Source organism: Arcobacter sp. CECT 8985, from assembly GCF_004116495.1.
GTDB lineage: Bacteria > Campylobacterota > Campylobacteria > Campylobacterales > Arcobacteraceae > Malaciobacter.
In genome coordinates, this window is sequence record NZ_PDKC01000017.1 from 1 (window position 1) to 23883 (window position 23883).

Genomic DNA, 23883 nt, shown 5'->3' on the forward strand with positions numbered 1-23883 from the left:
AAAATCAGCACATAATTTAGGTGTATATTATTATAAAAACTTTAAATATGATGAAGCATATAAATGGTTTATGAAATCATATAAAACAGGTGATTTAAACTCACTATTATCAATAGGATTGATGTATGAAGACCAAAAGAAGTATGATGAAGCAATAAAGATATATAAAAAAGTTGGTAAATTAGGTGAGCCAGAGGGATATCGTAGTTTAGGAATTTTATTTATAAAAAATAAAGATGTAAAAAATGACAAAAAAGGAATAAGATATTTAAAAAAATGTTATGAGATGGGATATGGACTATGTGCAGGTGGACTTGGTACATATTATGAAGAAAATAAAAAAGATTATAAAAAAGCTGAAGAGTGGTATAAGAAAGGGTTTGAACTAAAAAATGAAGAGTCAATAAATAGATTAGGATTTATGTATCTAGAAGATTTAAATAATCCTAAAAAAGCAATTTATTGGTTTAAAGAAGGTTACAATAAGATTAAGTGTACAAGTTGTGCTTTTCAAGTAGGCAATATATATGCAGAGAATTTTAAAGAATACAACAAAGCTATAAAATGGTATAAATTTAGTGCTTTGCAAAATGATTTAGATTCTATATTTAATGTAGCTTATACATATGAAAATGACTTAAAAGATAAAATAAATGCAATTATTTGGTATAAAAAAGCTGCTAAACTTGGTGATAATGGAGCAAAAAAAAGATTAATTGATTTAGGAGTATCATATAATCAATGATATAAAAACAAGAATAGCTTATATTATAGACTCAACTTTAGTAATGAATTTACAAGAAGTTAATTCATTATATAACTAATATAATTATTTTAACCTAATTTTTAATATTATTTTGTAATAATGTTAAAAATTATCAAGGTTAATTAATGAATTTTGACACATACATAAATATTTATGAAGAACTTATAAATACTACAGACATATTAAATGTAAAGTATTTTACAAATAAATACTCTTTATCTAAAATAGAATTAAAAACAATTCTTATAAAAATAAAAGATAATGAATATATAAACAAAAATAATTCAATATTAAAAACATTGCTTGATGAATTAAAAGACATAGAGACAGACTTTACAATATTTTCAAATGGATATAACGAAAAAAAAGATTTTCATCAAGAAGAAAAAGAAACTAAGAAAAACACAAAAAAAAGTATAAAACCAAATTTATCCAAAATTCTTTTTACATTATCAAAGAATATTAATATTTATATATCAAAAATTAAACATATAAATTTAGAGAAAAAACAGTATATTCAAATAGGAATAGGGGCCTTATCAGTTTTTTTCATTATGTTAATAACAACAATATTTATGTTAAATGATAACACTGAGACAAAAAATCAAAATTCAAAAATAGATGCTAATAATGTAATCATTTCAAAAAAAAGTATTAATGAACTACCTACAAAGAAAATAGAAAAAAAACAAGTGGAAATAGAAGATAATAAAATTGATGTAACATTACCTATAAAAAATTTAGAAAAACAAGAACTTATAAAAAAAGAGCAAACAGTTGAAAACAAATTAGATAATATAAAAATAATAGAAAATAAAAAAGAAAATAGAGTTAGGGCGATAATCACTCTTGACAATACACAAAAAGAAATAAAAAAGAAAATAGTAAATGATACAAAACCTAAGTATAAAATAAGAGATGAATTTAAGAATATTAAAGATCAATTAACATATGAAAATCATATGATTAAATATAAAAATAAATATTATAGAGAAAATGACACATTAGAAGGTTTTAAAATATTTAAAATTACTCCAGTATATGTTAAGTTTGAAGATACAAAAACAAACATAAGAAAAAGAGTTTTATTAAATTAAAAAATAAAAGGAGAGTATATATGAATAGATTTCTATTCTCTACATCATTAATTATAGGTATAATATTTAGTGGTTGTAGTATGACAAAAGAAAATGTTGAACCTAAAAAGGTAGAGAAAAAAGAAGAAAGTTTAAACAAGCAGTATAATATAAATGAAAAACAAGGTTATACATTTTTTAAAATGCAAACAAATCCTATTGAAGTTTTTGTATATAATGGTGATTATAAAGCAAATGAAGTTTTAGATGATACTAAAATCAAAAGTTCTTTCTATTTAAAAGGAAGATTATTAAGAATAGAAAAAGTATTTAAAACTAAATACAACGATCATTATGGTAAGATTTCTAAAAAGGGCTTATTTGTATCAATGGATGATTTGGTAAAGTATAAAAAGTAAAATAGTCATTAAAGGGCTATTTTACAAAATCAGGGGATTCTAAAGTTAAATATATTATAATTTGGAAATTATAGTTTCCAAAAGTAAAATATATTTAAAAGGCAGATAATGAAATATCCATTGGATTGTGAAATAAGCTTTGACAAAAGCTATTTATTTTGGTTATGTAGATTTATAAGAAATAAAATAACTTCTTTATCAAACAGACAAGTAAAAGATAAAAATAGACTAGCTCAAATATTACATGAACTAATTACTGGGTACAACACAATTAGTGAATTAAAATCATCAATAAAAGAAGTTAGAAATATTGGAATAAATAGTATTCATGTATATTTTATACCTCTTGAAAAACTTTATAACTTTTTAATTAATTTTGGTGCTGCTTCACTAAAAGAAATTGATGAAGAATTATTAAGTGATTTTTTAGCTTCTGAAACTGCAAATTTATCAGATGCTACAAAAAAGAACTATAGAATTGCCCTAATCTCATTTTTTGGATATATAGACAAACAAAATGAAGAAAAAAATGGTTTTGTACATAGATATGGAATTGAACTTAAAAACTGGGGTGGATTGTCTGGAAAATCAGGTACAAAACTGCCCTCTTTTATGAAAAAAGAAGAAGTTCAACGGTTTATTCAAGCAATAGATAAATATGAATTTAGTAATAAAATTGCTGCCAGAAATAAATTAATAATAAAAATCATACTATATACAGGAATAAGAGTTAATGAAGCTATAAATATAGACTTGAAAGATTTCAATAAAGATGAAGATGCTTATATAATACAAGTTAGAGGTAAAGGTAATAAGCCTAGAGTTGTGATGATTAAAGAATCTATAATTGAAAATGATTTAAAAGAGTGGCTAGAATATAGACTCACAAATGAAAACTTACTTTTTTGTAATCAAAAAGGAAAAGCTTTAAGTCAAGCTTATATTAGTAGTATTGTAGAAAAAATATTATTAAGTGCAGGGATAAGAAAAGAGAAAAATGGAGCTCATATGTTAAGACACACATTTGCAACTATGTTATATCAAAAAAGCAAAGATTTAATTTTAGTTCAAGAGTCATTAGGCCATGCAGATATTAATACTTCAAGAATTTATACGCATTTTGATAAAGATAAATTAAAACGTACAACAGATATATTTTAATAGGGGTCTAAGTACCCTATTTTCTTTTATTTTTAGAAAAATCAATAATATATTGAGCAATTTCATCTAAATGAATTATGTCTTTTATTGCATTTGCTTCAATTGCTTTTGCTGGCATACCAAAAACTACACAACTCTGTTTATTTTGAGCAACAGTATAAGCACCATTATCATGAAGTTCTTTCATTGCAATAGTTCCATCATCACCCATTCCTGTCATAATAACAGCCATTGCTCCTCCACCTGCACTATTATTTACAGATCTAAAAAGAACATCAACACTTGGCTTGTGATGACTTACTTTTTTTGTATCAAGAAGTCTAGTAACATATTTACCATCTCTTTTTTTATCAATTACTAAATGCATATTACCCGGAGCTAAATAAGCATGCCCACGTTCTAAAATCATTCCATCTTTTGCTTCATATACAATAACATCAGAATTTGCATTTAATCTTTGTGCAAAAGACGAAGAAAAACCATATGGAATATGTTGAGTAATTACAATAGGAGGTAAATCTCCAGGTAAATTTTTAAATACTTTTATTAAAGATTCTACTCCACCTGTAGAAGAACCAATTGCTATTAATTTTGAACCTGGGAAAGTTGCTTGATGTAATTTTATAACTTCATCTGGGTGAATTTTATATTCAATTTCATGATTATGTTTTTTTAATGGTTTTAATGGTTTTGGTTTTTTAAGAGTATATCTTTTAAGTAAGAATGTTAGATTCAATAATGTATCTTTTATTCTTGCTTGAAATTTTACCATTGATTCACCATTTTCTGGCTTTGGAATAAAACCAACTGCACCATCATCGAAAATATCATTTCCTCTCACACTTTCACCTGAAACAACAACTGCTGGCATAGGATGAAGTCTCATTAAATTTCTTAAAAAAGTAACTCCATCCATTTTTGGCATATTAATATCAATCGTAACCAAATCAGGTTCGTATTGTTTGATTTTCTCTCTTGCATCATATGCATCAGTAGCATCAGAGATTACTTCAAATTCATCAATTGAATTAATCATATCTTTCAAAATTCTTCTCATAGAAGCAGAATCATCAATTATTAATACTGTATACATATAATTTTACCTTAGAATAGTTCAATTTCCATTTTCGGTTCTTCTTTATGGTTATCATCAAATAGATCAACACCACCAACATACTCTTTAATAACTGGTTCTTTTGTAATTTCTGTTTGAAGAGCTTTTTCTTCAGTAACAATTTTAGCATCTGTATCAGATTTTTGTGTAACTTTAATAAAAGTACTAAAATCATTTGTTAATAAAATTAACCTACCATGTTCACCTCTTGTGTGTTCACTAATTAATTTAAATCCTTCTGCCTTACAAAAGTCTTTTGCAAACTCTACATTGCGATGTCCAATACTTGACTGAAGTGCTTTTAATTGCATTATATCCGCACCACCAGATATCTTTGCACTAATATTTTCTTTTTTACATCCTAGTTTATACATTTCATTGAGCATTGCTTCAACTGAGTAAAGACCATATTTCATATCGTCATTTGAATTTGTTGTAGAAGGTAATAAAAAATGATTCATTCCTTTTATTTTTGTAACTTTATCATAAAACATAATTGCGACACAAGAACCAAGTAATGTTTTAAAAGCAATGTCATCATCATCTTTTCCAACTGCAAATTCACCACCAATAATAGTATGTGTATTAAATCCTTTTATCCTTTGATTAAAACGTGAATTTGAAGCTTTTTCAATACTTCCATCTTTATGACCAATTATTATCAAAATAAATCCTTAGTTTTAATAAAAATATTTTGCCCTACCCTTTGTACATAATTAATCAAATCATGTGGATTTTCAGAATGACCAATATATAGTGTACCACCAATTTTTAAGTGTGCAAAAAGTTTTTTTAATATTTTATTTTGATCTTCTATAGAAAAATAAATCAAAACATTTCTACAAAAGATAACATCAAACTCTTCTTTTGGAAAAGGATAAGAAGAATCATTTAGATTCATAACTTTAAAAGTAATCATTCTTTTAAGTTCATCTTTAACTTTTATTAAAATCTCTTCACTAGCCAAATTTTTTTCAACTCTTCTTTTAAAATATTTAGAAGGTTGAATCCAATCAGGAAATTCTTTTGATGATTTAGAATATCTATAAACACCATTTGCAGCATATTGCAATACATTTGTATCAATATCAGTTGCAACAATAGAAGCACTAATATTCTTTGAAAGGTGCTCTTTAGCTTCCATAACTGTCATTGCCATAGAATAAGGTTCTTCTCCCGTTGAAGAAGCTGAACAGTACATTTTTATAGGTTTGGAACTTTGAGCAAACATTGGTAATACTCTATCTCTTAAATCTTCAAAATGAAAACCCTCTCTAAAAAAGTGTGTTTTATTTGTAGTGAAAGTATTAATAAACTCAGTAGTATAGTTACCTTTTTCAATTGAGTCTAAAAGTTCTTCTATATCACCACCTGTAAATTTTGTATTTCTTTTTAATTTATGTAGTCTATTTGCTATCATAATATCTTTATTCTCTGCCAGGGTAATTCCTGTTAGAGAATAAAGCATTTTTTTTACTCTATTATGAAGATTAGTTGTATTACTCATATTCTATTCTATATATTAAATTATGAGGCTTTTCTTTTTTTTGCTGCAGTATGATCTTTTTCTATTTTTATTTGTGCATTGATAATTCCAAGTACATCTAAAATAAGACCAATACTACCATCACCTCTTACAGTTGCAGCACCAATTCCATCAACACTTCTAAAGTTTTTATCTAAAGGTTTAACAACAACTTGATGTTGATTTAAGAACTCATCAATCGAAATTGCTACTTTTTGATTACCTGATTTTACAACAATAAGCATTCCCTCTTCTAATTTATCAAATGAAGGTTTAATACCAAAAAGATTATGTAATCTAACAACTGGAATAAATTCTTCTCTTAACATTAATAAATCTTGAGTACCATCACCAATTTTTTTAATCATTTCTGATGTTGGTTGTAATGATTCAACAATTGAACTAAGAGGTAATATATATTTTTGATCACCAACTGCAATATCTAATCCATCTAAAATTGCAAGAGTTAATGGTAACATAATTGTAATATTAGTACCATAACCTTTTTCAGTATCAAGTTTTATAGCTCCGCCAAGTTTTTGAATATTTGTCTTAACAACATCCATTCCTACTCCACGACCAGAAATATCAGTAATCTCTTTTGCAGTACTTACTCCAGCACCAAATACTAACATTGCCTTATCACTATCAGACATTGTTGCATATTGGTTATCGTCAATTTGGCCATTTTCTAGAGCTTTTTGTGCAACTCGTTCTGCATCAATACCTCTACCATCATCTTTAATTGTAATAATCATCTGTCCATTTGCTTGCTCTGCAGAAATAGAAATTACACCTGTTTGACTTTTACCACAATTAACTCTTTCTTCAGGTGTTTCTAAACCATGATCTAAAGAATTTCTAATAATATGCATTAATGGATCTGTTAAACCTTCAATCATAGCTTTGTCGATTTCAACACCATCACCATAATGAACAAATTCAACTTTTTTACCAAGTTTTTTAGATATATCTCTTACAACTTTTGGAAATTTTGAGTAAATTGATTCCATAGGTACCATTCTGATACTCATTATAGAGTCTTGCATATCTCTAATATGTCTTTCTAATAACTCAAGTCTTTCTAACACTGCATTTCTTGTTTTTGCTTCTTCTATTGAACTAGAAAACTGCGTTAACATTGCATTTGTAATAACTAAATCTCCAACATTATTCATTAGTAAATCAATTTTATCTAAATTAACTCTAATATTATTATTAGAAGATGCTTTTTTATTTCTTTCTGGTCTTTCTGCATTTCTTGAAGCTGATGCAGATTTAGTAGGTGTTGAAGGAGTTGTTTCTACAGCTTGTTTTGTTTCCACTTTTTTAGGTTCTTCTTTTTGCTTAGGAGTAACAGCTTTTTCTTCTTTTATTTCATTTGTTTGAATTTCAGCTTCAGGAGTTATTTCTGGCATATCATCAAAGAATCCAAAATTATCTTCATCTGTATAAATTGTTTGACTTGAATTATCATCCATACTAACTTTTGCAGTTTCATTTAATTCATCATCAAAAAATCCATAAGGAACATCATCATTTTCTTCTAAATCATCATCATGAAAAATACCATAAGTTTTGTGATCTCTTTGATTATTTAACTTATCTTCAAAAAAACCTATATTTTCGTTAGTTGAATCTTCTTGAACACTAGAAGTTTCTTGTTCAACTGAAGGAGTCTCTACCACAGGAGCAGAAGAGTTGTCTTCAACTTTTTCACCATTTATAAATGCTTTAATATCAGATAATAATGAAGATGTCATACTATCAAATGTTTCTCTTGTTAACTCTTCAGAAACTTCTAAATCAAGTATTTCTTTCATTACATCCAATGCATCAATAAGAGTTCCTGCCATTTCAGGTTGAAATTCGATTTCATGATTTCTCAATTTATCCATCATATTTTCAACATTATGTGTAAACTCAGCAAAGAAACTTAATTCAACTGAAGCACCACTTCCTTTTAAAGTATGTACATCTCTAAAAAGCTGTCCCATTTCATCATCAGTCAAAGAACCATTAGTTTCTGCTTCTAATAAAACATTATCTGCTGATTCAAAAAGTTCTTCAGCTTCTTCTACAAACATCTCTCTATATTTAGATATATCAAAACCTGCCATGACTAATCCTTTATTATCTACTTAAAACTATATTAACTGCTTTTAGCAGTTGATCAGGAACAAAAGGCTTAACAATCCAACCAGTTGCACCTGCTGCCTTACCTTTTGCTTTCATTTCGTCACTTCTTTCAGTAGTTAATACTAAAATAGGTTTACTAGCATATTGAGACAACTTTCTTAATTCAGTTATTAATGTAAGTCCATCCATATTTGGCATATTTACATCAGTAATAATTAAATCAAAAGTTGAAGCTTTAGCTTTTTCTAACCCATCAACGCCATCAATTGCTTCAGTCACATCGTTATACCCACCCTCATTAAGTGCATAATTTAACATATCTCTTAACATTGTTGAGTCATCTACTATTAAAAGCTTAGCCATAAAAAACCCCTTGTTTTTTAATAAATAATTATTTTTTTTTATATCTTAACTAAAGAAGTATTAATTTAGTATTAAAATTTTTATAATAGTGTTGAACCTAATTCAATTCTATCTTTCTTAACATTTAATACTTTAATTTCAACTTCTTGCCCTACACTTAATACATCAGAAACATTATTAACTCTCTCTTTAGAGATTTTTGAGATATGAAGTAAGCCTTCTCCACCTTTTGGTAATGAAATAAATGCACCAAAATCTGTTATTCTTTCTACTTTACCTTTTAATACTTCTTCAACTTCATAAAGTTTACAAAAATCAATATTTTTGCCACTATCTTTTCTTGAAGAAGCATTGTTAGAAATTGTTTTAATATGCTCACAAGCATCTAAAACATTCTGTTTGTTCTCTCCACTTACTTTTACATTACCACTATCTCTATCTAGGTCAATTGAAACAGAGAATTTTTCAATAATCTCTTTTATAGTTGAACCAGCTTTTCCAATAACTACCATAATTTTACTAGGGTCAATTGCAAATTGTTCAACTAATGGTAATGCTTCACTTGGAACAATTTCTGTTGCAGCCTCTTCCATAAGTCCCAAGATATGAGTTCTTCCATCTTTTGCTTGAAGTAATGCTTCTTTTAATACAGAAAGTTCAATCCCACCTAGTTTTATATCCATTTGTAAAGCTGTAATTCCATCTTTTGTTCCAGCAACTTTAAAGTCCATATCTCCATCATGATCTTCTAATCCCATAATGTCAGTTAATACAGAGTATTTATCACCTTCAACAACCATACCCATAGCAACACCTGCTACTAGATTAGAAATAGGAATTCCTGCAGCTTTTAAAGCCAAAGACCCACCACAAACAGTGGCCATTGATGAAGAACCATTTGATTCTAAAATTTCAGAAACTAATCTAATTGTTTCATCAAAATCTTTATCAATTGTAGATTCAAGAGCTTTTTTAGCTAAATTTCCATGCCCTAATTCTCTTCTTCCAACTCCAAACATTGGTTTTGCTTCACCTACAGAAAAACCTGGGAAGTTATAATGTACCATAAAGTTTTCCATAGAAGTTGATTTATCTGTTAATACTTCATACATTTGACCATCTTTAGGCCCTGCAATTGTTCCTACAACTAATGCTTGTGTTTGACCTCTTGTAAAAAGACAAGAAGAGTGTGTTGATGGTAAAATATTAGTTTCAATAGTAATTGGCCTAACTTCTCTTAAAGTTCTCCCATCAGCTCTAACTTTTTCATCAACAATCATTTTTCTTACAATCTCTCTTTTTACAATAGAAACTGCTTCATAAACTTCATTGTAATTTACTTCTTCATTATCACTATATTCTTTTTCTACAATCAACTTAGCAACTTCTTTTAGTTCAACAGCTCTTTCGCTTTTTGCAAGTTTTTTAATTGCTTCTTTTACTTCATTTGTATAGTTGTTTCTTACATTTTTTATAATCTCTTCATTTATTGTAAATTCAACTAATTCAACATCTTTTATCTGTTTACAAACAGTTTCGAATCCTGTTTCATATGTAGAATTCACTTCATTTAAAACATTTTGAGCTAAACCTATTGCGTCAACTAATTCATCTTCATTCATTTCATTTGTTTTATGAACTTTTGTAAATGCTTCGATATCTACTTCAACCATATCTTCACTTGAAATAGATTTCATTTCAATCATTAATAGCTCTTCTTTAGAACCTGCTACATATAAATCTAATGTAGATTCTTCTAATTGTGAATAAGTTGGATTAACAATATATTCTCCTTCAACTCTACCAATTCTAACACCAGCAACTGATTTTTTAATAGGTAAATTTGAAGTATACAATGCAGCACTAGCAGCATTTAAACTAAGTACTTGTAGGTCAACATCTTTATCAGCACTTAATACTATAACAGTTATTGTTGTTGGATATACATACCCTTTAGGAAAAAGTGGTCTAAGACTTCTATCTATTACCCTTGAAGTTAAAGTTTCAAACTCACTTGGTTTTGCTTCTCTTTTTATAAAACCACCTGGTAATTTTGCTGCAGCATAAGTTTTTTCAACATATTGAACTGTTAATGGAGTAAAATCCTCCTCTACTGGGTTATCAAATTCACTTACTACAGTTGCTAAAACAACTGCATTTCCAATTTGGGCTAATACTGATCCATTTGATTGTTTTGCAACTTTATCAAATTCAAAAGTCTCAATTTTCCCATTTAGTTCAAATTCACAAACTGTTGACATACGTTTTCCTTTAATTAAAATTTCTTAATATCTTCAAAATCTATATTTTCTAATTTATCATAATAAAAATCTATAAATACAAAATGATCTAACTTTTTTACATAGTACAAATCATCAGCAATTGATTCTATTGTTGGAACTGTTGCACTTGGCAATATTGGTGTCGCAACGGATACAGATTTTGCTCCTAAGTTAATTGCAGTTTTTATACAAGCCATCATTGTCAGACCTGTATTTAAACCTTCATCAACTAACAAAACATTTTTATTTTCAATGTTACTTATTTTTTCATTTTTTCTATATAATTTAATTGTTCTTGAAAGTTGTTTTTCATAAATCTCTTTTGACTTTTGAAAAATAAAATCTAAACTTATTTCAAAAGATTTTGCTAACTCTTCATGAATAACCACCTCTTCTGTTTCTGTAACAATTGCTATTTCACAATCTTCATTATTTTCTGCCATAATTTTACTTGAAAGCATCAAATCAAAGTTTGCATCTAATTTATTAGATATAATTTTTGCAATTGGTACACCACCATAAGAAGTGGCAAGAACTGTCCACTCCTCTAACATCATACTATCAATTGGTAATACATCTAATAATCTAAAAGCAGCAACTTCTCTATTTTTAAAATATATTTGCTCATGATGCATTTATTACTCTTCTGTTTTATCAATTGTATATTGTTGTTTTATTCCACCAATTGGTTTTAACAATAGTTGAACATAAAATACATTTTGCTCTTCTCTATCATAGATATCACTTGTAATTGCTTCAACTTCTTTTTCATATTTTAAATCAATTTGCCAACATCTATCCATAATTGAGAAAAGAACACCTTGTTTACTTCTCATATCTTTTTCTAAGTTATAGTTTGTATAGTATCCAACACTATAATCTCTTGAAATTTTATAATTAGCATTTATTCTATAAGATTCTAAATCTTCTTTACCTGAATGCTCAGTCTCTTTTGACATATAATAACCAAGTCCTAAACTAAAATCATTATAATTAAATGTTAATGAAGTTGAATTTTCAGTAAATGTATTATCACGATGATTATAAATTATTTTATTTGAGATAGTTCCATAAAAATAGTTATAAATAATCTCATTTTCCATATTATCTAATTCTGGATTGTCTAATTCATCAAATATAATTGATTGTTTTAACTTATGATTTATAATTTGCTTTAAGTCACTTCTATCATAAAAAGATTCATTTAAAGCTAATTCAATAGATCTTTTAGTTTTAGATATAGGAAAATAATTCAATGAGTTTGTATCATTATTAACACCATACAAATCTCCATCTTCTTCAATTGTCGCAGAATCAACATAATTTGCACTTAAATTAACTGTATGTATAAAATTTTCATATGGTTTAAGTAAATCTGTACTAACACCAACTGTAGTAACATTTTCTACAAAAGTTCCATCATCAAGTTTGAAATCACTATTTCCATATTGATATCTTGTTAATGTAGTTTCATTTTTTAAATTAAATTGTAAATAATCATCAAAAAATGACATAGAATAAGATAAAGGTACACTAATATCATATTTATTTGCAGTAACCCCATCTTCTCTATAATAATTAGTATATCTAGTATCTATTGAGTACAATAAATCATCTAAAAGAATTGGTTTAGAATATTTATGGAAATGTGCTTGTGGTAACTCTTGCATTGTAGTGTCATTTGAATCAAGTGTTTTATCTAAATAATATCTAAAATAAAGACCACTATAATACTCTGGTGTATTATAAAAATAATTAATTTTTGATTCAATTTTTTTCTCATCTTCATCACTATGAGAACTATCAATTCCACCTTTTTTTTCTATTTTTCTATATTCAAAATCATTTAACCATCTAATATCAGCATATAAACCATCTTGAGAATTTTCATCTGAAAAAAGTTTTTCATTAGTATAGTAAATTTCCCATCCATAATGATTTTTATTTTTTAATTGCTTCTCTTTATAATAATCACCTTTTTCACTAAACATACCCGCACCTAGTCTTAAGTATGACTCTTCTGTAGGTTTATATCTAAAGTAAGAATAAATACCATTACCTCTTTTTGTTCTTACTTGAGGGATAAACTCGAAATCATAATCATCAGCTGGAGCAAAATATATTGGTTGTGCATAAAGTAAACCATCATCACTTCCAAATCCAATACTAGGAATTAAAAGTCCAGTTCTTCTTGTATTATCTGCAGAAAATCCAAAATAAGGGAAATAAAAAACAGGAATATCTTTTATATAAAGTCTTGGATTAAAAATATTAACCCACTTAGTTTCTGTATTATATTCTGTACTTGAAGATTTAATACTCCATGCAGGATCATCACAATCACAACTAGATAAAATACTTTTATTTAATGTAACAATACCATTTTCTTTTTTTGAATCTTTTGAATTCATCCATAAGTTTGATTTATTGTTAAAAATAAGTGTGGGCTTTTGAAACAATGTATCATTTTTGTTATCTAAAAAAGCATATTCACTTTGAGCTTGCATTTTGTTATCTTTTACAATAACAACATCATTAAAAAACTCAAATGTTTCTGTTTTTTTATTATAAATAACTTTTTGTGCACTTCCATAATAAGATGGAGAGAATATAACAACATCACCAATTGCAGTTATTATATCACCTTTTGTATCTAATTTGTTAGCAACAATTTGAAACTTTTCACTATTAAACTCTTTTGCATTTGATGAAGTGCATATTGCAACTAAACAAATAAAAACTAATTTTTTAAACATTAACTACCAACGTCCTACCAATTTTATCATGGAAAGTTTGTTTCCCTTGATCGAAAAATCCTACAATAAACCCAATATAAAAGAACATTTCACTTAAAATTCTTCCAATAGATCTAAAAATAGCACTAGATAAAGAAATCCTTCCAAAATCATTATAATCAATTACTCTTATTTTTAAAATATACTTACCAATAGTTGCTCCATAATACCAAGTAAAAAAAGTTTGATAGACAAACTTCATTAGCATAATTGGAACTATAAATTGATTAGATATAGCAATTGCAAGAGTAACATCATCACCAGCGGTTTTAATTACATCCCAAAAAACAATAAATACAAGAAAAGTAATCAATAAATCATCTATTACATAAGCTAATGCTCTTGAACGCATAGATGCTAATTGTAAATCTGTATTATTTAGATTTTCACTCATATTTCTTACTTCAATGCCTGATATGCAATATCCATTCTACATTTTTTACCTGCAAAATGTACTTGTCCACATAAAGCATATGCCCTATCTCTTGCTTCTTTTATTGTATCACCAAAACCAACACAAACAAGAACTCTACCTCCTGATGCAATTAATTTATCATCTTCTCTTGATACTCCAGCAAAAGATATATGTGTGTTATTTAGAATGTCTTCATCAACTATATTATCAATAATAATTTCTGCTGGTTCACTACTTGAATAAGGATAGTTTTTACTTGCCATAACAACACCAACACTATACTTATCTTTTATTTTAATATCTAAAGATTTTAAGTCTTTTGTTGCACCCTTATAAAATAGTTCAGAAACGGGAGTTTCCAATAATGGCATTAATATTTCACATTCAGGATCACCAAATCTTACGTTATATTCTAAAATAATTGGTTCACCTTTTACAACCATTACCCCAATAAAAAGAACCCCTTCAAAAGGAGCTCCTTCTTTTTTCATACCATCTAGTGTAGGTTTAATTACTCTATCTTCAACTTTTTTATAAATATCGTCATTTACTAAAGGAGTTGGCGCATATGCACCCATACCACCAGTATTAGGTCCCGTATCATTATCCCCTACTCTTTTATGATCTTGTGCCGCTGGTAAAATTTTATAATTTTCTCCATCACAAATTGCAAAAATAGATAGTTCATAGCCATCTAAAAATTCTTCAATTACAACATTTGTTCCTGCATCACCAAATGAGTTTCCACTTAACATTTCACTTGCTGCTTGCTTTGCTTCATTTTTAGATTGTGCGATAATTACACCTTTACCCGCACATAAACCATCTGCTTTTACAACTATAGGCTCATTCATAGTATCTATAAATTCATGAGCTTCTTTCTCATCATTTGTTTCAATAAATGCAGCTGTTGGAATATTATATTTTTTTAATATATTTTTCATATATACTTTTGAACCTTCAAGTTTAGCTGCTGCACTACTTGGTCCAAAAATTGTTAAATTTTCTTCTTTAAAAATATCTACTACACCATCAACTAATGGAGCTTCTGGACCTACAATTGTTAAATCAATACTATTTTCTTTTGCCCATAAAGCCAACTTTTTGTAATCTTTTATATTAATATTTTGCCCTAAGTCTTGTGTTGCACCATTTCCTGGCATAAAAAATAAATTATGTTTTTTCTCTTTATAAATACTAAGACCTATAGAGTACTCTCTTCCACCACTTCCAAGAATTAATATATTCACCTAGATTTCCTTAAAAAATTTGTAGTTTATCCAAGTAGCCGTTAACCATCAAATGGCCCACAAAAGCCAGAAACAGGGGTATGAATTCTACTTCAGGAACGCTAACATAAAAGAAGCATTACACACCGTAGTATTACGAATACCCACAAAATTTTAGTATCGGACCCTCAACAATGGAAATCCCGTACTACTTAGATATATAAATTTTATCCAATTATCGTTGAATTAAAGATTAAAGTTTGATACTCTTAGCAAGTTTTACACATTGATCTACAGATGTAATTTCACTAATATAATATTCAACACTTTTAGGCAGATATTTTGCAGTTGTTTTTCCAATAACTACTGCTTTAAAACTTTCATGCCAAGAATAAGTTTTAAAAAAACATTCAATACAAGATGGTGAAGTAAAAATTATAATTGATTTTTCTTCAAGCTCTATTTTTTCTAAATTTTTATTGCATTTAGTTTCATATATCGCTTCTTCATCAATATCAATATTATTTTGCTTTAAAATAGAAACTAAATTTGAAACTACTTTTTTAGCTTTTAAAAATAAAACTTTTTTATTTTTAAGCTTATTAATAAGTTCATATGCAAAGTCATTGCCATGTCCACTACTACCAACAAAAGAGATTTTTGCACCTCTTTCTTTGGCAATGTTTGCTGTTTTTTTTGCAATTACATATGAATCAATATCTTTCCATTCATCATTAAACGAATCAATTGCAAATATTGCATTTTTTGAAGTAAAAACTAATGCATCATAGTTTTTTAGGTTTAATTCTTTTTTAATATAATCTATTTTAAAAACTTCTAAATTAATAACATCATCAAACTTTTGATTGTTTAATAAATATATTTTAGACATTATTAACCTTGAAAATTTTCCTCTTCATCTTCTGCTCTTTCACCTTTTTTTCTTGTAACAACATGAATTGGCGTTCCTTCAAAGTTGATATTTTCTCTTAAAAAATTAATTAAATATCTTTTATAAGAAAAATGTAACATTTTTGGTTTATTCATGATAAGTGCAATTCTTGGAGGGTTTGATTCAAATTGCGTAGCATAATAAATTCTCAAATAATTACCATTTGGACTTGGTAAAGCATGTCTTATTACAGCTTGTTCTAAAATTTTATTTAGTTCTGAAGTTGGAATTCTTTGTGTATAGTTTTCATAAATTTCAACAATTTTATCTTTTAATCTATCTATACTTCTACCTGTTTTAGCTGAAACTGCAATAATTGGAGCATAAAATAAGAATTTAAATTTTCTTCTAACTTTCTTTTCTAGCTCTTTAAATGCTTCAACATTTTCATCCCATTTATTTAATACTATTATAGTTCCCAATCCATACTGATCAACTAATCCAGCAATTTTTTCATCTAAATCAACAAGTTCTTCTGAAGCATCTAAGATAACAAGAGCTAAATTGGCTTTTTGAAGCATCTCTTTTGTTCTCATTAACGCATACTTCTCTATACCTTCAATTTTTCCTCTTCTTCTTAAACCTGCAGTATCTACAAATGTGATTTTTTTATCTTTGTATTCAAAAGATTCATCAACTGGATCAATAGTAGTTCCTGAAATTGAAGATACAACTGATCTTTCTTCACCAATTAATGCATTTAGTATAGAACTTTTACCAACATTTGTTCTTCCAATAATTGCTACATTTATCTCATTTGAAACAATATTTTCAACAGGTTCTTCCTCAGGAATAAAGAATTCTTCATTATCTTCTAAAAATTCATCTTCATTTGAAACAACAGGATTTTCATCTTCAGCTTCTGGTAAATAATTTGCAATCCAATCAAATAAAGTTTTAGTTCCCCTATTATGAGATACAGAAATTCCAAAAAGATTCTCATCATTTATACCAAACTCATAAAATGACCAAAGTCTCTCTTTTTCTTTATCATTATCAATTTTATTTACAACTAATGCTAGTTTTTTACCTAAATTTTGAAGCTCATAAAATAGTTCCTTGTCTTTTTCATCAGGTAATCTCTTACCATCCACCATAAAAAGTATTATATCAGCTTCTTTAGCACATTCAACTGCTTTTCTTTTTACACTAGAAAATATTTCATCTTCAGTATCATCAATTCCACCAGTATCAAGCATTAATGCTTTTCTACCTAAAACTTCTACTTCATGCTTTTTTATATCTCTAGTTGTTCCTGCTAAATCTGAAACAATTGCAAGTCTTTGTTTTGCAATTCTATTAAAAAGTGAACTTTTACCAACATTTGGTTGTCCTATTAAAGCAATTTTTACTAACGGTTCGTTCATATAGATTAAATCCTATTTATATTAAATTAAAAAAGGTATTAGCAATTTGCTAATACCTCTTAAGTATATCTAAAATTTAGTTATTTTTAGTATAAACCAAATTTTCCTTCTTCTTTTGTTTTATATAATACTCTAAGATTATCATCTTTATCATAGAATACTTTAAATAAATCACCATCTTTTTTAAGACTTTCTAAAGCCTCTTCAATATCAATTGGTTTATAAGAAGCCATTTTAACAGGAATAATTTCATTTTCAAATTTTTCAAGTTGTGCAGCAACTTGATCTTCAATAACATTTGCATCAACTTCTGCTAATTTAGTAGCTTTATGTCCTGTAATTTTGTCATGATGTCTTCTTAATACTTTTGAAACTCTATCTACTGCAATATCAACTGCAGAATAAAGGTCTTTGTCTTTTTGTTTAACAACAATAGTATCAAGATGTGCAATATTTATAGTAAATTCAAATGTAAAAGCTTTTTTCCCATTTTTTTCACCTTGTGAAACAATAGAATTAACTGATATAATATCTAAATTATATTTTTTTAAAATATCAACTGAACTATTGATGTAATCTTTAATTGGTTCTGTTAATTCTATGTGTCTTCCTACAATACTTGTATTCATAACATACTCCTTATATATATTTTAAATATTTTATCATAAACAACTTAAATAAACCATTGAAAATAACAGAATAATTACGTAAAAATTATCATATTATAATTTAAATATAAAATAAAATTTTAAGGTGTCAAAAATTTTTAAAGTAGAAGAAGAGTAAATAATATAAAATTAATTACTCCTGTTTAAAATTATAGTAGAATTTCTCTATTGCCTTTTGCATTAGCTTCAGATAAAACACCTGTTTTTTCAAGTTGTTCTACAATAGTTGCAGCTCTGTTATATCCAATTCTTAATTTTCTTTGTATATAGGAGATAGAAGTCTTTTTATCATTGATTACAACTAATTTTGCATCTTCATAAAGCTCATCAAGTTCTCCTAATTCAACACCAGATGAATCTGAGATATTGGAACTATTTCTATCTTTTACAAAATTCATGTCATATTCAACTTCTCTTTGATCTTTTAAAAATTCAACAACTTTTTCTATCTCATTTTCCATTGACCAAGGAGCATGAATTCTTACTAAACCTGACACTCCAGGAGGAGTAAATAACATGTCCCCTCTACCAAGTAATGATTCTGCTCCTAGTGAGTCTAAAATAATTTTTGAATCTACTTTTTGACCAACTTTATAAGATAATCTACTTGGTAAGTTTGCTTTAATAAGTCCTGTAACAACATCAACAGAAGGTCTTTGTGTTGCAACAATTAAGTGAATACCACTAGCCCTTGCCATTTGTGCAAGTCTTGCAATTGAATGTTCTACATCTTTTCCACTAGTCATCATTAAATCAGCTAATTCATCAATTACTACTACAATATAAGGGAAAGGGTCATACTTCTCTTTTTTTGCTTTTTCATTGTAGTTTTCGATATTTTTTGTTCTAGTTTGAGACATCAATGTATATCTTCTTTCCATCTCTGCAACCATGTTTGATAATGCATTAATTGCATCTGTTGCTTTTGTTATAACAGGAGTTAATAAATGAGGAATATCATTATACATAGAAAACTCTAGCATTTTTGGATCAATCATAACTAGTTTCAAATTATCTGGAGAATTTTTATATAATAAAGATAAAATCATGGCATTAATACCGACCGATTTTCCAGAACCCGTTGTTCCTGCAATTAATAAGTGAGGTAATTTTTTCAAATCAGTAACAAAAGGTTTTCCAACAATATCTTTACCTAAAATCATAGTTAAAGGTGATTTTGCATTTTGGAATAATTCACTTTCTAGTAACTCTCTTATATATATTGTCTGCATATCTTCATTTGGAACTTCAATACCTACAACATCTTTACCAGGAATTGGAGCTTGAATTCTTATTGTTTGTGCTTTTAATGCCATTGCTAAATCATCTTGCAAATTAAGTATTTTTGATACTTTTACATTAGGTGCAGGCTTGAATTCAAAAGTTGTTACAACTGGACCTGTATATGTTCTTACTACATCTCCATCAATTTTAAACATAGATAATTTATCTAATAAATCTCCAATTTTCTTATCTATTACACCTTCAGATACTTTTGATTTTTTCTCTTTAGGAGAAGCTTGAAAAAAGTTAGTAAGCGGTAATTCAAAGTTTTTGGGTTTTTCAGTTTTCCCTAATTCTATTTCATCTAATAATTTTTTATTTTCTTCTAATTCATCAACTATAATTCCATGCTGTGTTGCTAAATCTTCAATTGAATTAGCTTCTTGTTCATTACCCTCTTCTTTTACTATTTTAATTGCTTCTTTTACAGAAGACTCATCAATTTTCTCTTCTTTTACTAATTCTTTTAATTCTTCAATTTTTTCTAAATTATCTAAAGTTGGTTCAATTAATATTTCTGCAGTATCTCCCTGCTCTTTTATAGTAATTTTTTCTTCTTCAATATTATTTTGCTTTTTTACTCTTTTTGAAGAATTATTACTCTTTTTTAATTTAGCTCTTTTGTTTTGTTGGATTGAAGGCTCTTTTTTTGGTAAACTTATATTTGGCATTTTAATTTTAAAATCAAAATTATTATCTTCAAATAAAACAGTAAAAGTAATTACAAAACCTACAATTACAAATATCCATAAACCAGCATTACCGATAAATGGAGTTAAATCATCAACAATAATTGAACCAATTAAGCCACTATATATTTTAGAATCAACCACCAATGCTTGAAAAGTCAATGCACTAAATAGTAATAAAACCACAACCATTGTTTTTAAAGAAAAATCTGCATAATCAAAATCCTCTTTAAAATTAATAATATAAAGAGGATATAAAAATAAAAATAGATATATATATGAAAGATATCCAAAATATTCATGGGAAATTTCAGCAAAGATATATCCTATCTTTCCAACACTTTGTTGACTAGATGCAAAAACTGAAAATTCTAAATAAAATATTATAAAAAGTAAAATTAGTGATAAAATTTTCTTAATTATTTTAAAGCCTTTATTTCTTTAATAGCATAGCTATCTTACCTTGTAATTTAAGCCATGTTCTGTGTTCCATTAGAGGGAAACCTGCCCAGAATTTTTTTGGAGTAGTTATTGATTTTGTAACTCCACCACGTGCTGCAATTGTAGTAAATGGTGCAATTTCTAAATGTCCAGCTGTTGCACTTTGTCCACCCATAATTACATATTGATTTAATGTTGTAGATCCAGATAATCCTACTTGACCAGTAAGTATTGTACCTGTGCCCAATTTACAATTATGTGCAATATGAACTAAATTATCTATTCTAACACCATCTTCTATAATTGTAGATTTAAATGCTGCTCTATCAATAGCAGTATTAGCACCAATTTCTACATCATTGCCAATAACAACATTTCCATTTTGATAAATTTTTACATATTTACCATTATTATTTGCAAATCCAAATCCATCACTACCAATAACTGTTCCTGAATGAATTATACAATCACTACCAATTTTACAATCTCTATATATTGAAACGTTTGGATAAATAATTGTATTATCACCTATTTCTACATTATCCCCTATAAAAGAACCTGCCATAATAGTACAATTTTTACCAATTATTGTATCCTTTCCAAGATATACATTTGGTAAAATTTCAGTATGCTCTCCAATTTTAGGTTCATTTCCTTCTTTTTGAACAAGACTAGGTGCAAAAAACTTACTAGCTTTTGCTAAACATATGTATGGTTCATCACAAACTAAAGCAATTGTATTTTTTGGAACTTCTGATAAAAAGTCTTCCTTAACAAAAACAGCTGCAGCTTTAGTTTTTGATAAATCATGAGTATATTTTTTATTTTCTAAAAAAGTAAGTTCATGTTCATTTGAATCTATTAACGTATTTAAAGAAGTGATTTCTATATCACTTTCACATTCTATATCTAATGCTTGAGCTATATCTTTTAATTTCATTTATTTTCCTTTCAAGCAAAAGAAGATAGAAGAGAGTCTTCTATCTTTCCATTGCAACAACACCACTTTTTACAATTTCAAGTGGGTTGAATCTATTTATCATTATATTAGTAAAGTTTGCAATTCTATGTGGTTCATCTGTTGCAGAAATAACAATTGCATCATCTGTAACATTTTGAATATGTCCATTATAAGCTCTTGCAATAACTTCAACATCACTAATTGGTTGATTTATTGGTATTTTTATTAAAACTGTCTCTTTTTCAATAACACTTCTATGTTCATTTACTTTTAAAACTGGAATTAATTTATTTAATTGCTTTACAATCTGATCAATAATTCTTTTATCACCAGTTGTAACAATTGTCATTCTTGAATATTCACTACCTGTTATAGGTGCTACTGTTAAAGAATCTATATTATACCCACGAGCTGAAAAAAGTCCAACAATTCTAGAAAGTGCATTATGCTCATTAATAACAATAACAGAAATCACTTGTCTTATTGTTTCACTATCATAATAATGATTAAAATTATTCATTTAAATCTCCTATTAATGTCATTTCATTCAAGGCATGTCCATTTGGAACCATAGGAAGTACCTCTTCATTTCTTTCTACAATAACTTCAATCATTGCTGGTCTTTTTTTATCAATTGCATCTTTTAATGCAGCATCAAACTCTTCTTTTGTTGTAACTCTATACCCTAATCCACCAAATGACTCAACTAACATTTTAAAATCTGGTTGAATAGTAAGATCTGTTTCTGATAATCTATTTTCATAAAACATTGTTTGCCATTGTCTTACCATTCCTAAATAATTATTATTTAAAATAATATTTATTACTGGTAAGTTTGATTGAACACAAGTCATTAACTCTTGTATATTCATCAAAATTGAACCATCTCCAGAGAAATTAATTGAAATTTTATCTGGATTACCTTTTGCAACACCAATTGCAGCTGGAAGTCCAAATCCCATAGTCCCTAATCCACCACTAGTAATAAACTGTCTAGGAAAAGAGAAAGGATAAAATTGTGCTGTCCACATTTGATGTTGTCCAACATCAGTTGAAATAATTGCTTTATCTCCTAAAATTTGTCCTACTCTTTGAATTGGCCATTGTGGCTTAATTACAGTATTTGAATCAATATATCTTAAAGGTTCTTTTTCTCTATACTCTTTAAGAAGAGCTACCCAATTTGAATAATCATTAAATTCCATATCAGGTAGTGATTCTAACATTCCTTTAACTGTTACTTTCAAATCTCCAACTATTGGATAATTAGCTTTTACAAGTTTTTCAATAGAAGCTGGGTCAACATCAACGTGAATTACTTTTGCTTTTGAAGCAAATTCATCAAGTCTTCCTGTTACCCTATCATCAAATCTTGCTCCTAAAGAAATTAATAAATCAGTTTCATAAGCTGCCATATTTGCAGCATATTCACCATGCATACCTAACATTCCCATTAATAAAGGATTATCATGTTCCATAATTCCTCTTGCCATCAATGTTTCAACAACAGGAATATTTGTTTTTTTAGCAAACTCTCTAATTTCATGTCCACAATTAGCTAAAACTGCCCCACCACCAACATATAATAAAGGCTTTTTAGCTTTTGAAATAGCTGCCATTGCTTTTTTTAACTGTCTTTTATTATAGTTTACTGTTGGCTTATATGTTGGTAAATTAACTTCTTTTGGATATTCAAAATTTCCAACTTCTGCTGTAATATCTTTAGGTATATCAATATGTACAGGACCTGGTCTTCCAGTTCTTGCAATATGAAATGCCTCTTTTATTATTCTAGGTAAATCTTCAATTTTATTTACTAAATAATTATGCTTTGTACAAGGTCTTGAAATACCTACTGCATCAATTTCTTGAAAACCATCTGTTCCAATAATTGCAGTTGGTACTTGACCTGAAATAACGACGAGGGGGATAGAATCCATATATGCAGTTGCTAAACCAGTTACTGCGTTAGTAAAACCTGGTCCACTTGTAACTATTGCAACACCAACTTCTCCTGTTGATCTTGCGTAACCTTCTGCTGCGTGTATAGATGCTTGTTCATGTCTATTTAAAATATGCTTGAAATAATCTTGCTTATATATTTCATCATAAACATTCATAATAGCGCCTCCAGGATAACCAAACACTGAGTTTACCCTTTCTTGGTGTAATGATTCAATAACCATCTTTGCGCCAGTCATTTTCATAATTCTTTTTCCCCCTATGTAATTTAAAGA

General features: G+C 27.7%; 21 protein-coding genes. 4 read left to right on the forward strand and 17 right to left on the reverse strand.

Annotated elements, in window-relative coordinates; all coding sequences use genetic code 11:
• The 4 genes from CRU93_RS08380 to CRU93_RS08395 form a co-directional block, all read left to right on the forward strand.
• The coding region (locus CRU93_RS08380; protein ID WP_164967655.1) for a tetratricopeptide repeat protein at positions 1–745 on the forward strand (745 nt) is incomplete at its 5' end.
• Positions 746–891: 146 nt separating this feature from the next.
• On the forward strand, positions 892–1863 hold the full coding sequence (locus CRU93_RS08385; RefSeq protein WP_129103748.1) for a hypothetical protein: 972 nt from the start codon (positions 892–894) through the stop codon (positions 1861–1863).
• A 20-nt stretch (positions 1864–1883) separates the two neighbouring features.
• Positions 1884–2261 (forward strand): hypothetical protein, encoded by a 378-nt coding sequence (locus CRU93_RS08390; RefSeq protein ID WP_129103749.1) that lies wholly within the window; start codon positions 1884–1886, stop codon positions 2259–2261.
• 108 nt (positions 2262–2369) lie between these two features.
• Positions 2370–3422, forward strand: coding sequence for a tyrosine-type recombinase/integrase (locus CRU93_RS08395; RefSeq protein WP_129103750.1), 1053 nt, complete (start codon positions 2370–2372; stop codon positions 3420–3422).
• Between the two features lie 16 nt (positions 3423–3438).
• Here CRU93_RS08395 and cheB read toward each other — a convergent pair whose 3' ends face one another.
• From cheB to CRU93_RS08480, 17 genes are all read right to left on the reverse strand, one after another.
• Positions 3439–4515, reverse strand: a complete 1077-nt coding sequence (gene cheB / locus CRU93_RS08400) for a chemotaxis-specific protein-glutamate methyltransferase CheB (protein ID WP_129103751.1) — start codon at positions 4513–4515, stop codon at positions 3439–3441.
• A gap of 11 nt (positions 4516–4526) precedes the next feature.
• The gene (locus CRU93_RS08405; RefSeq protein ID WP_129103752.1) at positions 4527–5201 is read right to left on the reverse strand and encodes a chemotaxis protein CheD; all 675 of its coding nucleotides are present in this window, start codon (positions 5199–5201) and stop codon (positions 4527–4529) included.
• Positions 5198–6043, reverse strand: coding sequence for a protein-glutamate O-methyltransferase CheR (locus tag CRU93_RS08410; RefSeq protein WP_129103753.1), 846 nt, complete (start codon positions 6041–6043; stop codon positions 5198–5200). The genes CRU93_RS08405 and CRU93_RS08410 overlap by 4 nt, the downstream gene beginning before the upstream one ends.
• 20 nt (positions 6044–6063) lie before the next feature.
• Positions 6064–8181: a chemotaxis protein CheA gene (locus CRU93_RS08415; protein WP_129103754.1), complete on the reverse strand. Its 2118-nt coding sequence runs from the start codon at positions 8179–8181 to the stop codon at positions 6064–6066.
• Between the two features lie 13 nt (positions 8182–8194).
• Entirely contained in the window at positions 8195–8563 is a 369-nt protein-coding gene (locus CRU93_RS08420; protein WP_129103755.1) for a response regulator, read from the reverse strand.
• Positions 8564–8643: 80 nt separating this feature from the next.
• Positions 8644–10824 carry a polyribonucleotide nucleotidyltransferase gene (locus CRU93_RS08425; RefSeq protein WP_129103756.1) on the reverse strand — a complete coding sequence of 727 codons (2181 nt, stop codon included), beginning with the start codon at positions 10822–10824 and terminating at the stop codon, positions 8644–8646.
• Between the two features lie 14 nt (positions 10825–10838).
• Positions 10839–11480 carry a phosphoribosyltransferase gene (locus CRU93_RS08430; protein WP_129103757.1) on the reverse strand — a complete coding sequence of 214 codons (642 nt, stop codon included), beginning with the start codon at positions 11478–11480 and terminating at the stop codon, positions 10839–10841.
• A gap of 3 nt (positions 11481–11483) precedes the next feature.
• Positions 11484–13601 carry an LPS-assembly protein LptD gene (locus CRU93_RS08435; protein ID WP_129103758.1) on the reverse strand — a complete coding sequence of 706 codons (2118 nt, stop codon included), beginning with the start codon at positions 13599–13601 and terminating at the stop codon, positions 11484–11486.
• Positions 13594–14034 carry an RDD family protein gene (locus tag CRU93_RS08440; protein WP_129103759.1) on the reverse strand — a complete coding sequence of 147 codons (441 nt, stop codon included), beginning with the start codon at positions 14032–14034 and terminating at the stop codon, positions 13594–13596. The genes CRU93_RS08435 and CRU93_RS08440 overlap by 8 nt, the downstream gene beginning before the upstream one ends.
• A gap of 5 nt (positions 14035–14039) precedes the next feature.
• A complete protein-coding gene (gene purD, locus CRU93_RS08445; protein WP_129103760.1) occupies positions 14040–15305 on the reverse strand; it encodes a phosphoribosylamine--glycine ligase in 1266 nt (421 codons plus the stop codon).
• A 232-nt stretch (positions 15306–15537) separates the two neighbouring features.
• Positions 15538–16176 carry a uroporphyrinogen-III synthase gene (locus tag CRU93_RS08450; protein ID WP_129103761.1) on the reverse strand — a complete coding sequence of 213 codons (639 nt, stop codon included), beginning with the start codon at positions 16174–16176 and terminating at the stop codon, positions 15538–15540.
• Positions 16177–16178: 2 nt separating this feature from the next.
• On the reverse strand, positions 16179–17603 hold the full coding sequence (gene der / locus CRU93_RS08455; RefSeq protein WP_129103762.1) for a ribosome biogenesis GTPase Der: 1425 nt from the start codon (positions 17601–17603) through the stop codon (positions 16179–16181).
• Between the two features lie 86 nt (positions 17604–17689).
• Positions 17690–18232, reverse strand: coding sequence for a ribosome hibernation-promoting factor, HPF/YfiA family (hpf, locus tag CRU93_RS08460; RefSeq protein ID WP_129103763.1), 543 nt, complete (start codon positions 18230–18232; stop codon positions 17690–17692).
• A gap of 188 nt (positions 18233–18420) precedes the next feature.
• A complete protein-coding gene (locus CRU93_RS08465; RefSeq protein WP_375153646.1) occupies positions 18421–20664 on the reverse strand; it encodes a DNA translocase FtsK 4TM domain-containing protein in 2244 nt (747 codons plus the stop codon).
• Positions 20665–20677: 13 nt separating this feature from the next.
• On the reverse strand, positions 20678–21625 hold the full coding sequence (gene lpxD, locus CRU93_RS08470) for a UDP-3-O-(3-hydroxymyristoyl)glucosamine N-acyltransferase (RefSeq protein WP_129103765.1): 948 nt from the start codon (positions 21623–21625) through the stop codon (positions 20678–20680).
• A 40-nt stretch (positions 21626–21665) separates the two neighbouring features.
• A complete protein-coding gene (ilvN, locus tag CRU93_RS08475) occupies positions 21666–22166 on the reverse strand; it encodes an acetolactate synthase small subunit (protein WP_129103766.1) in 501 nt (166 codons plus the stop codon).
• Positions 22159–23853: an acetolactate synthase large subunit gene (locus CRU93_RS08480; protein ID WP_129103767.1), complete on the reverse strand. Its 1695-nt coding sequence runs from the start codon at positions 23851–23853 to the stop codon at positions 22159–22161. Before CRU93_RS08480 ends, ilvN begins: the two co-directional genes overlap by 8 nt.
• Between the last annotated feature and the right edge of the window lie 30 nt (positions 23854–23883).

What these genes read in the sequence shown, in the direction of transcription:
- hpf (WP_129103763.1), bottom strand. Translation starts at nt 18,232, where the DNA reads ATGAATACAAGTATTGTAGGAAGACACATAGAATTAACAGAACCAATT.
- CRU93_RS08430 (WP_129103757.1), bottom strand. Translation starts at nt 11,480, where the DNA reads ATGCATCATGAGCAAATATATTTTAAAAATAGAGAAGTTGCTGCTTTT.
- CRU93_RS08420 (WP_129103755.1), bottom strand. Translation starts at nt 8,563, where the DNA reads ATGGCTAAGCTTTTAATAGTAGATGACTCAACAATGTTAAGAGATATG.
- CRU93_RS08435 (WP_129103758.1), bottom strand. Translation starts at nt 13,601, where the DNA reads ATGTTTAAAAAATTAGTTTTTATTTGTTTAGTTGCAATATGCACTTCA.
- CRU93_RS08440 (WP_129103759.1), bottom strand. Translation starts at nt 14,034, where the DNA reads ATGAGTGAAAATCTAAATAATACAGATTTACAATTAGCATCTATGCGT.
- CRU93_RS08415 (WP_129103754.1), bottom strand. Translation starts at nt 8,181, where the DNA reads ATGGCAGGTTTTGATATATCTAAATATAGAGAGATGTTTGTAGAAGAA.
- CRU93_RS08410 (WP_129103753.1), bottom strand. Translation starts at nt 6,043, where the DNA reads ATGAGTAATACAACTAATCTTCATAATAGAGTAAAAAAAATGCTTTAT.
- CRU93_RS08395 (WP_129103750.1), top strand. Translation starts at nt 2,370, where the DNA reads ATGAAATATCCATTGGATTGTGAAATAAGCTTTGACAAAAGCTATTTA.
- CRU93_RS08480 (WP_129103767.1), bottom strand. Translation starts at nt 23,853, where the DNA reads ATGAAAATGACTGGCGCAAAGATGGTTATTGAATCATTACACCAAGAA.
- CRU93_RS08425 (WP_129103756.1), bottom strand. Translation starts at nt 10,824, where the DNA reads ATGTCAACAGTTTGTGAATTTGAACTAAATGGGAAAATTGAGACTTTT.
- der (WP_129103762.1), bottom strand. Translation starts at nt 17,603, where the DNA reads ATGAACGAACCGTTAGTAAAAATTGCTTTAATAGGACAACCAAATGTT.
- cheB (WP_129103751.1), bottom strand. Translation starts at nt 4,515, where the DNA reads ATGTATACAGTATTAATAATTGATGATTCTGCTTCTATGAGAAGAATT.
- ilvN (WP_129103766.1), bottom strand. Translation starts at nt 22,166, where the DNA reads ATGAATAATTTTAATCATTATTATGATAGTGAAACAATAAGACAAGTG.
- CRU93_RS08450 (WP_129103761.1), bottom strand. Translation starts at nt 16,176, where the DNA reads ATGTCTAAAATATATTTATTAAACAATCAAAAGTTTGATGATGTTATT.
- CRU93_RS08385 (WP_129103748.1), top strand. Translation starts at nt 892, where the DNA reads ATGAATTTTGACACATACATAAATATTTATGAAGAACTTATAAATACT.
- lpxD (WP_129103765.1), bottom strand. Translation starts at nt 21,625, where the DNA reads ATGAAATTAAAAGATATAGCTCAAGCATTAGATATAGAATGTGAAAGT.
- CRU93_RS08390 (WP_129103749.1), top strand. Translation starts at nt 1,884, where the DNA reads ATGAATAGATTTCTATTCTCTACATCATTAATTATAGGTATAATATTT.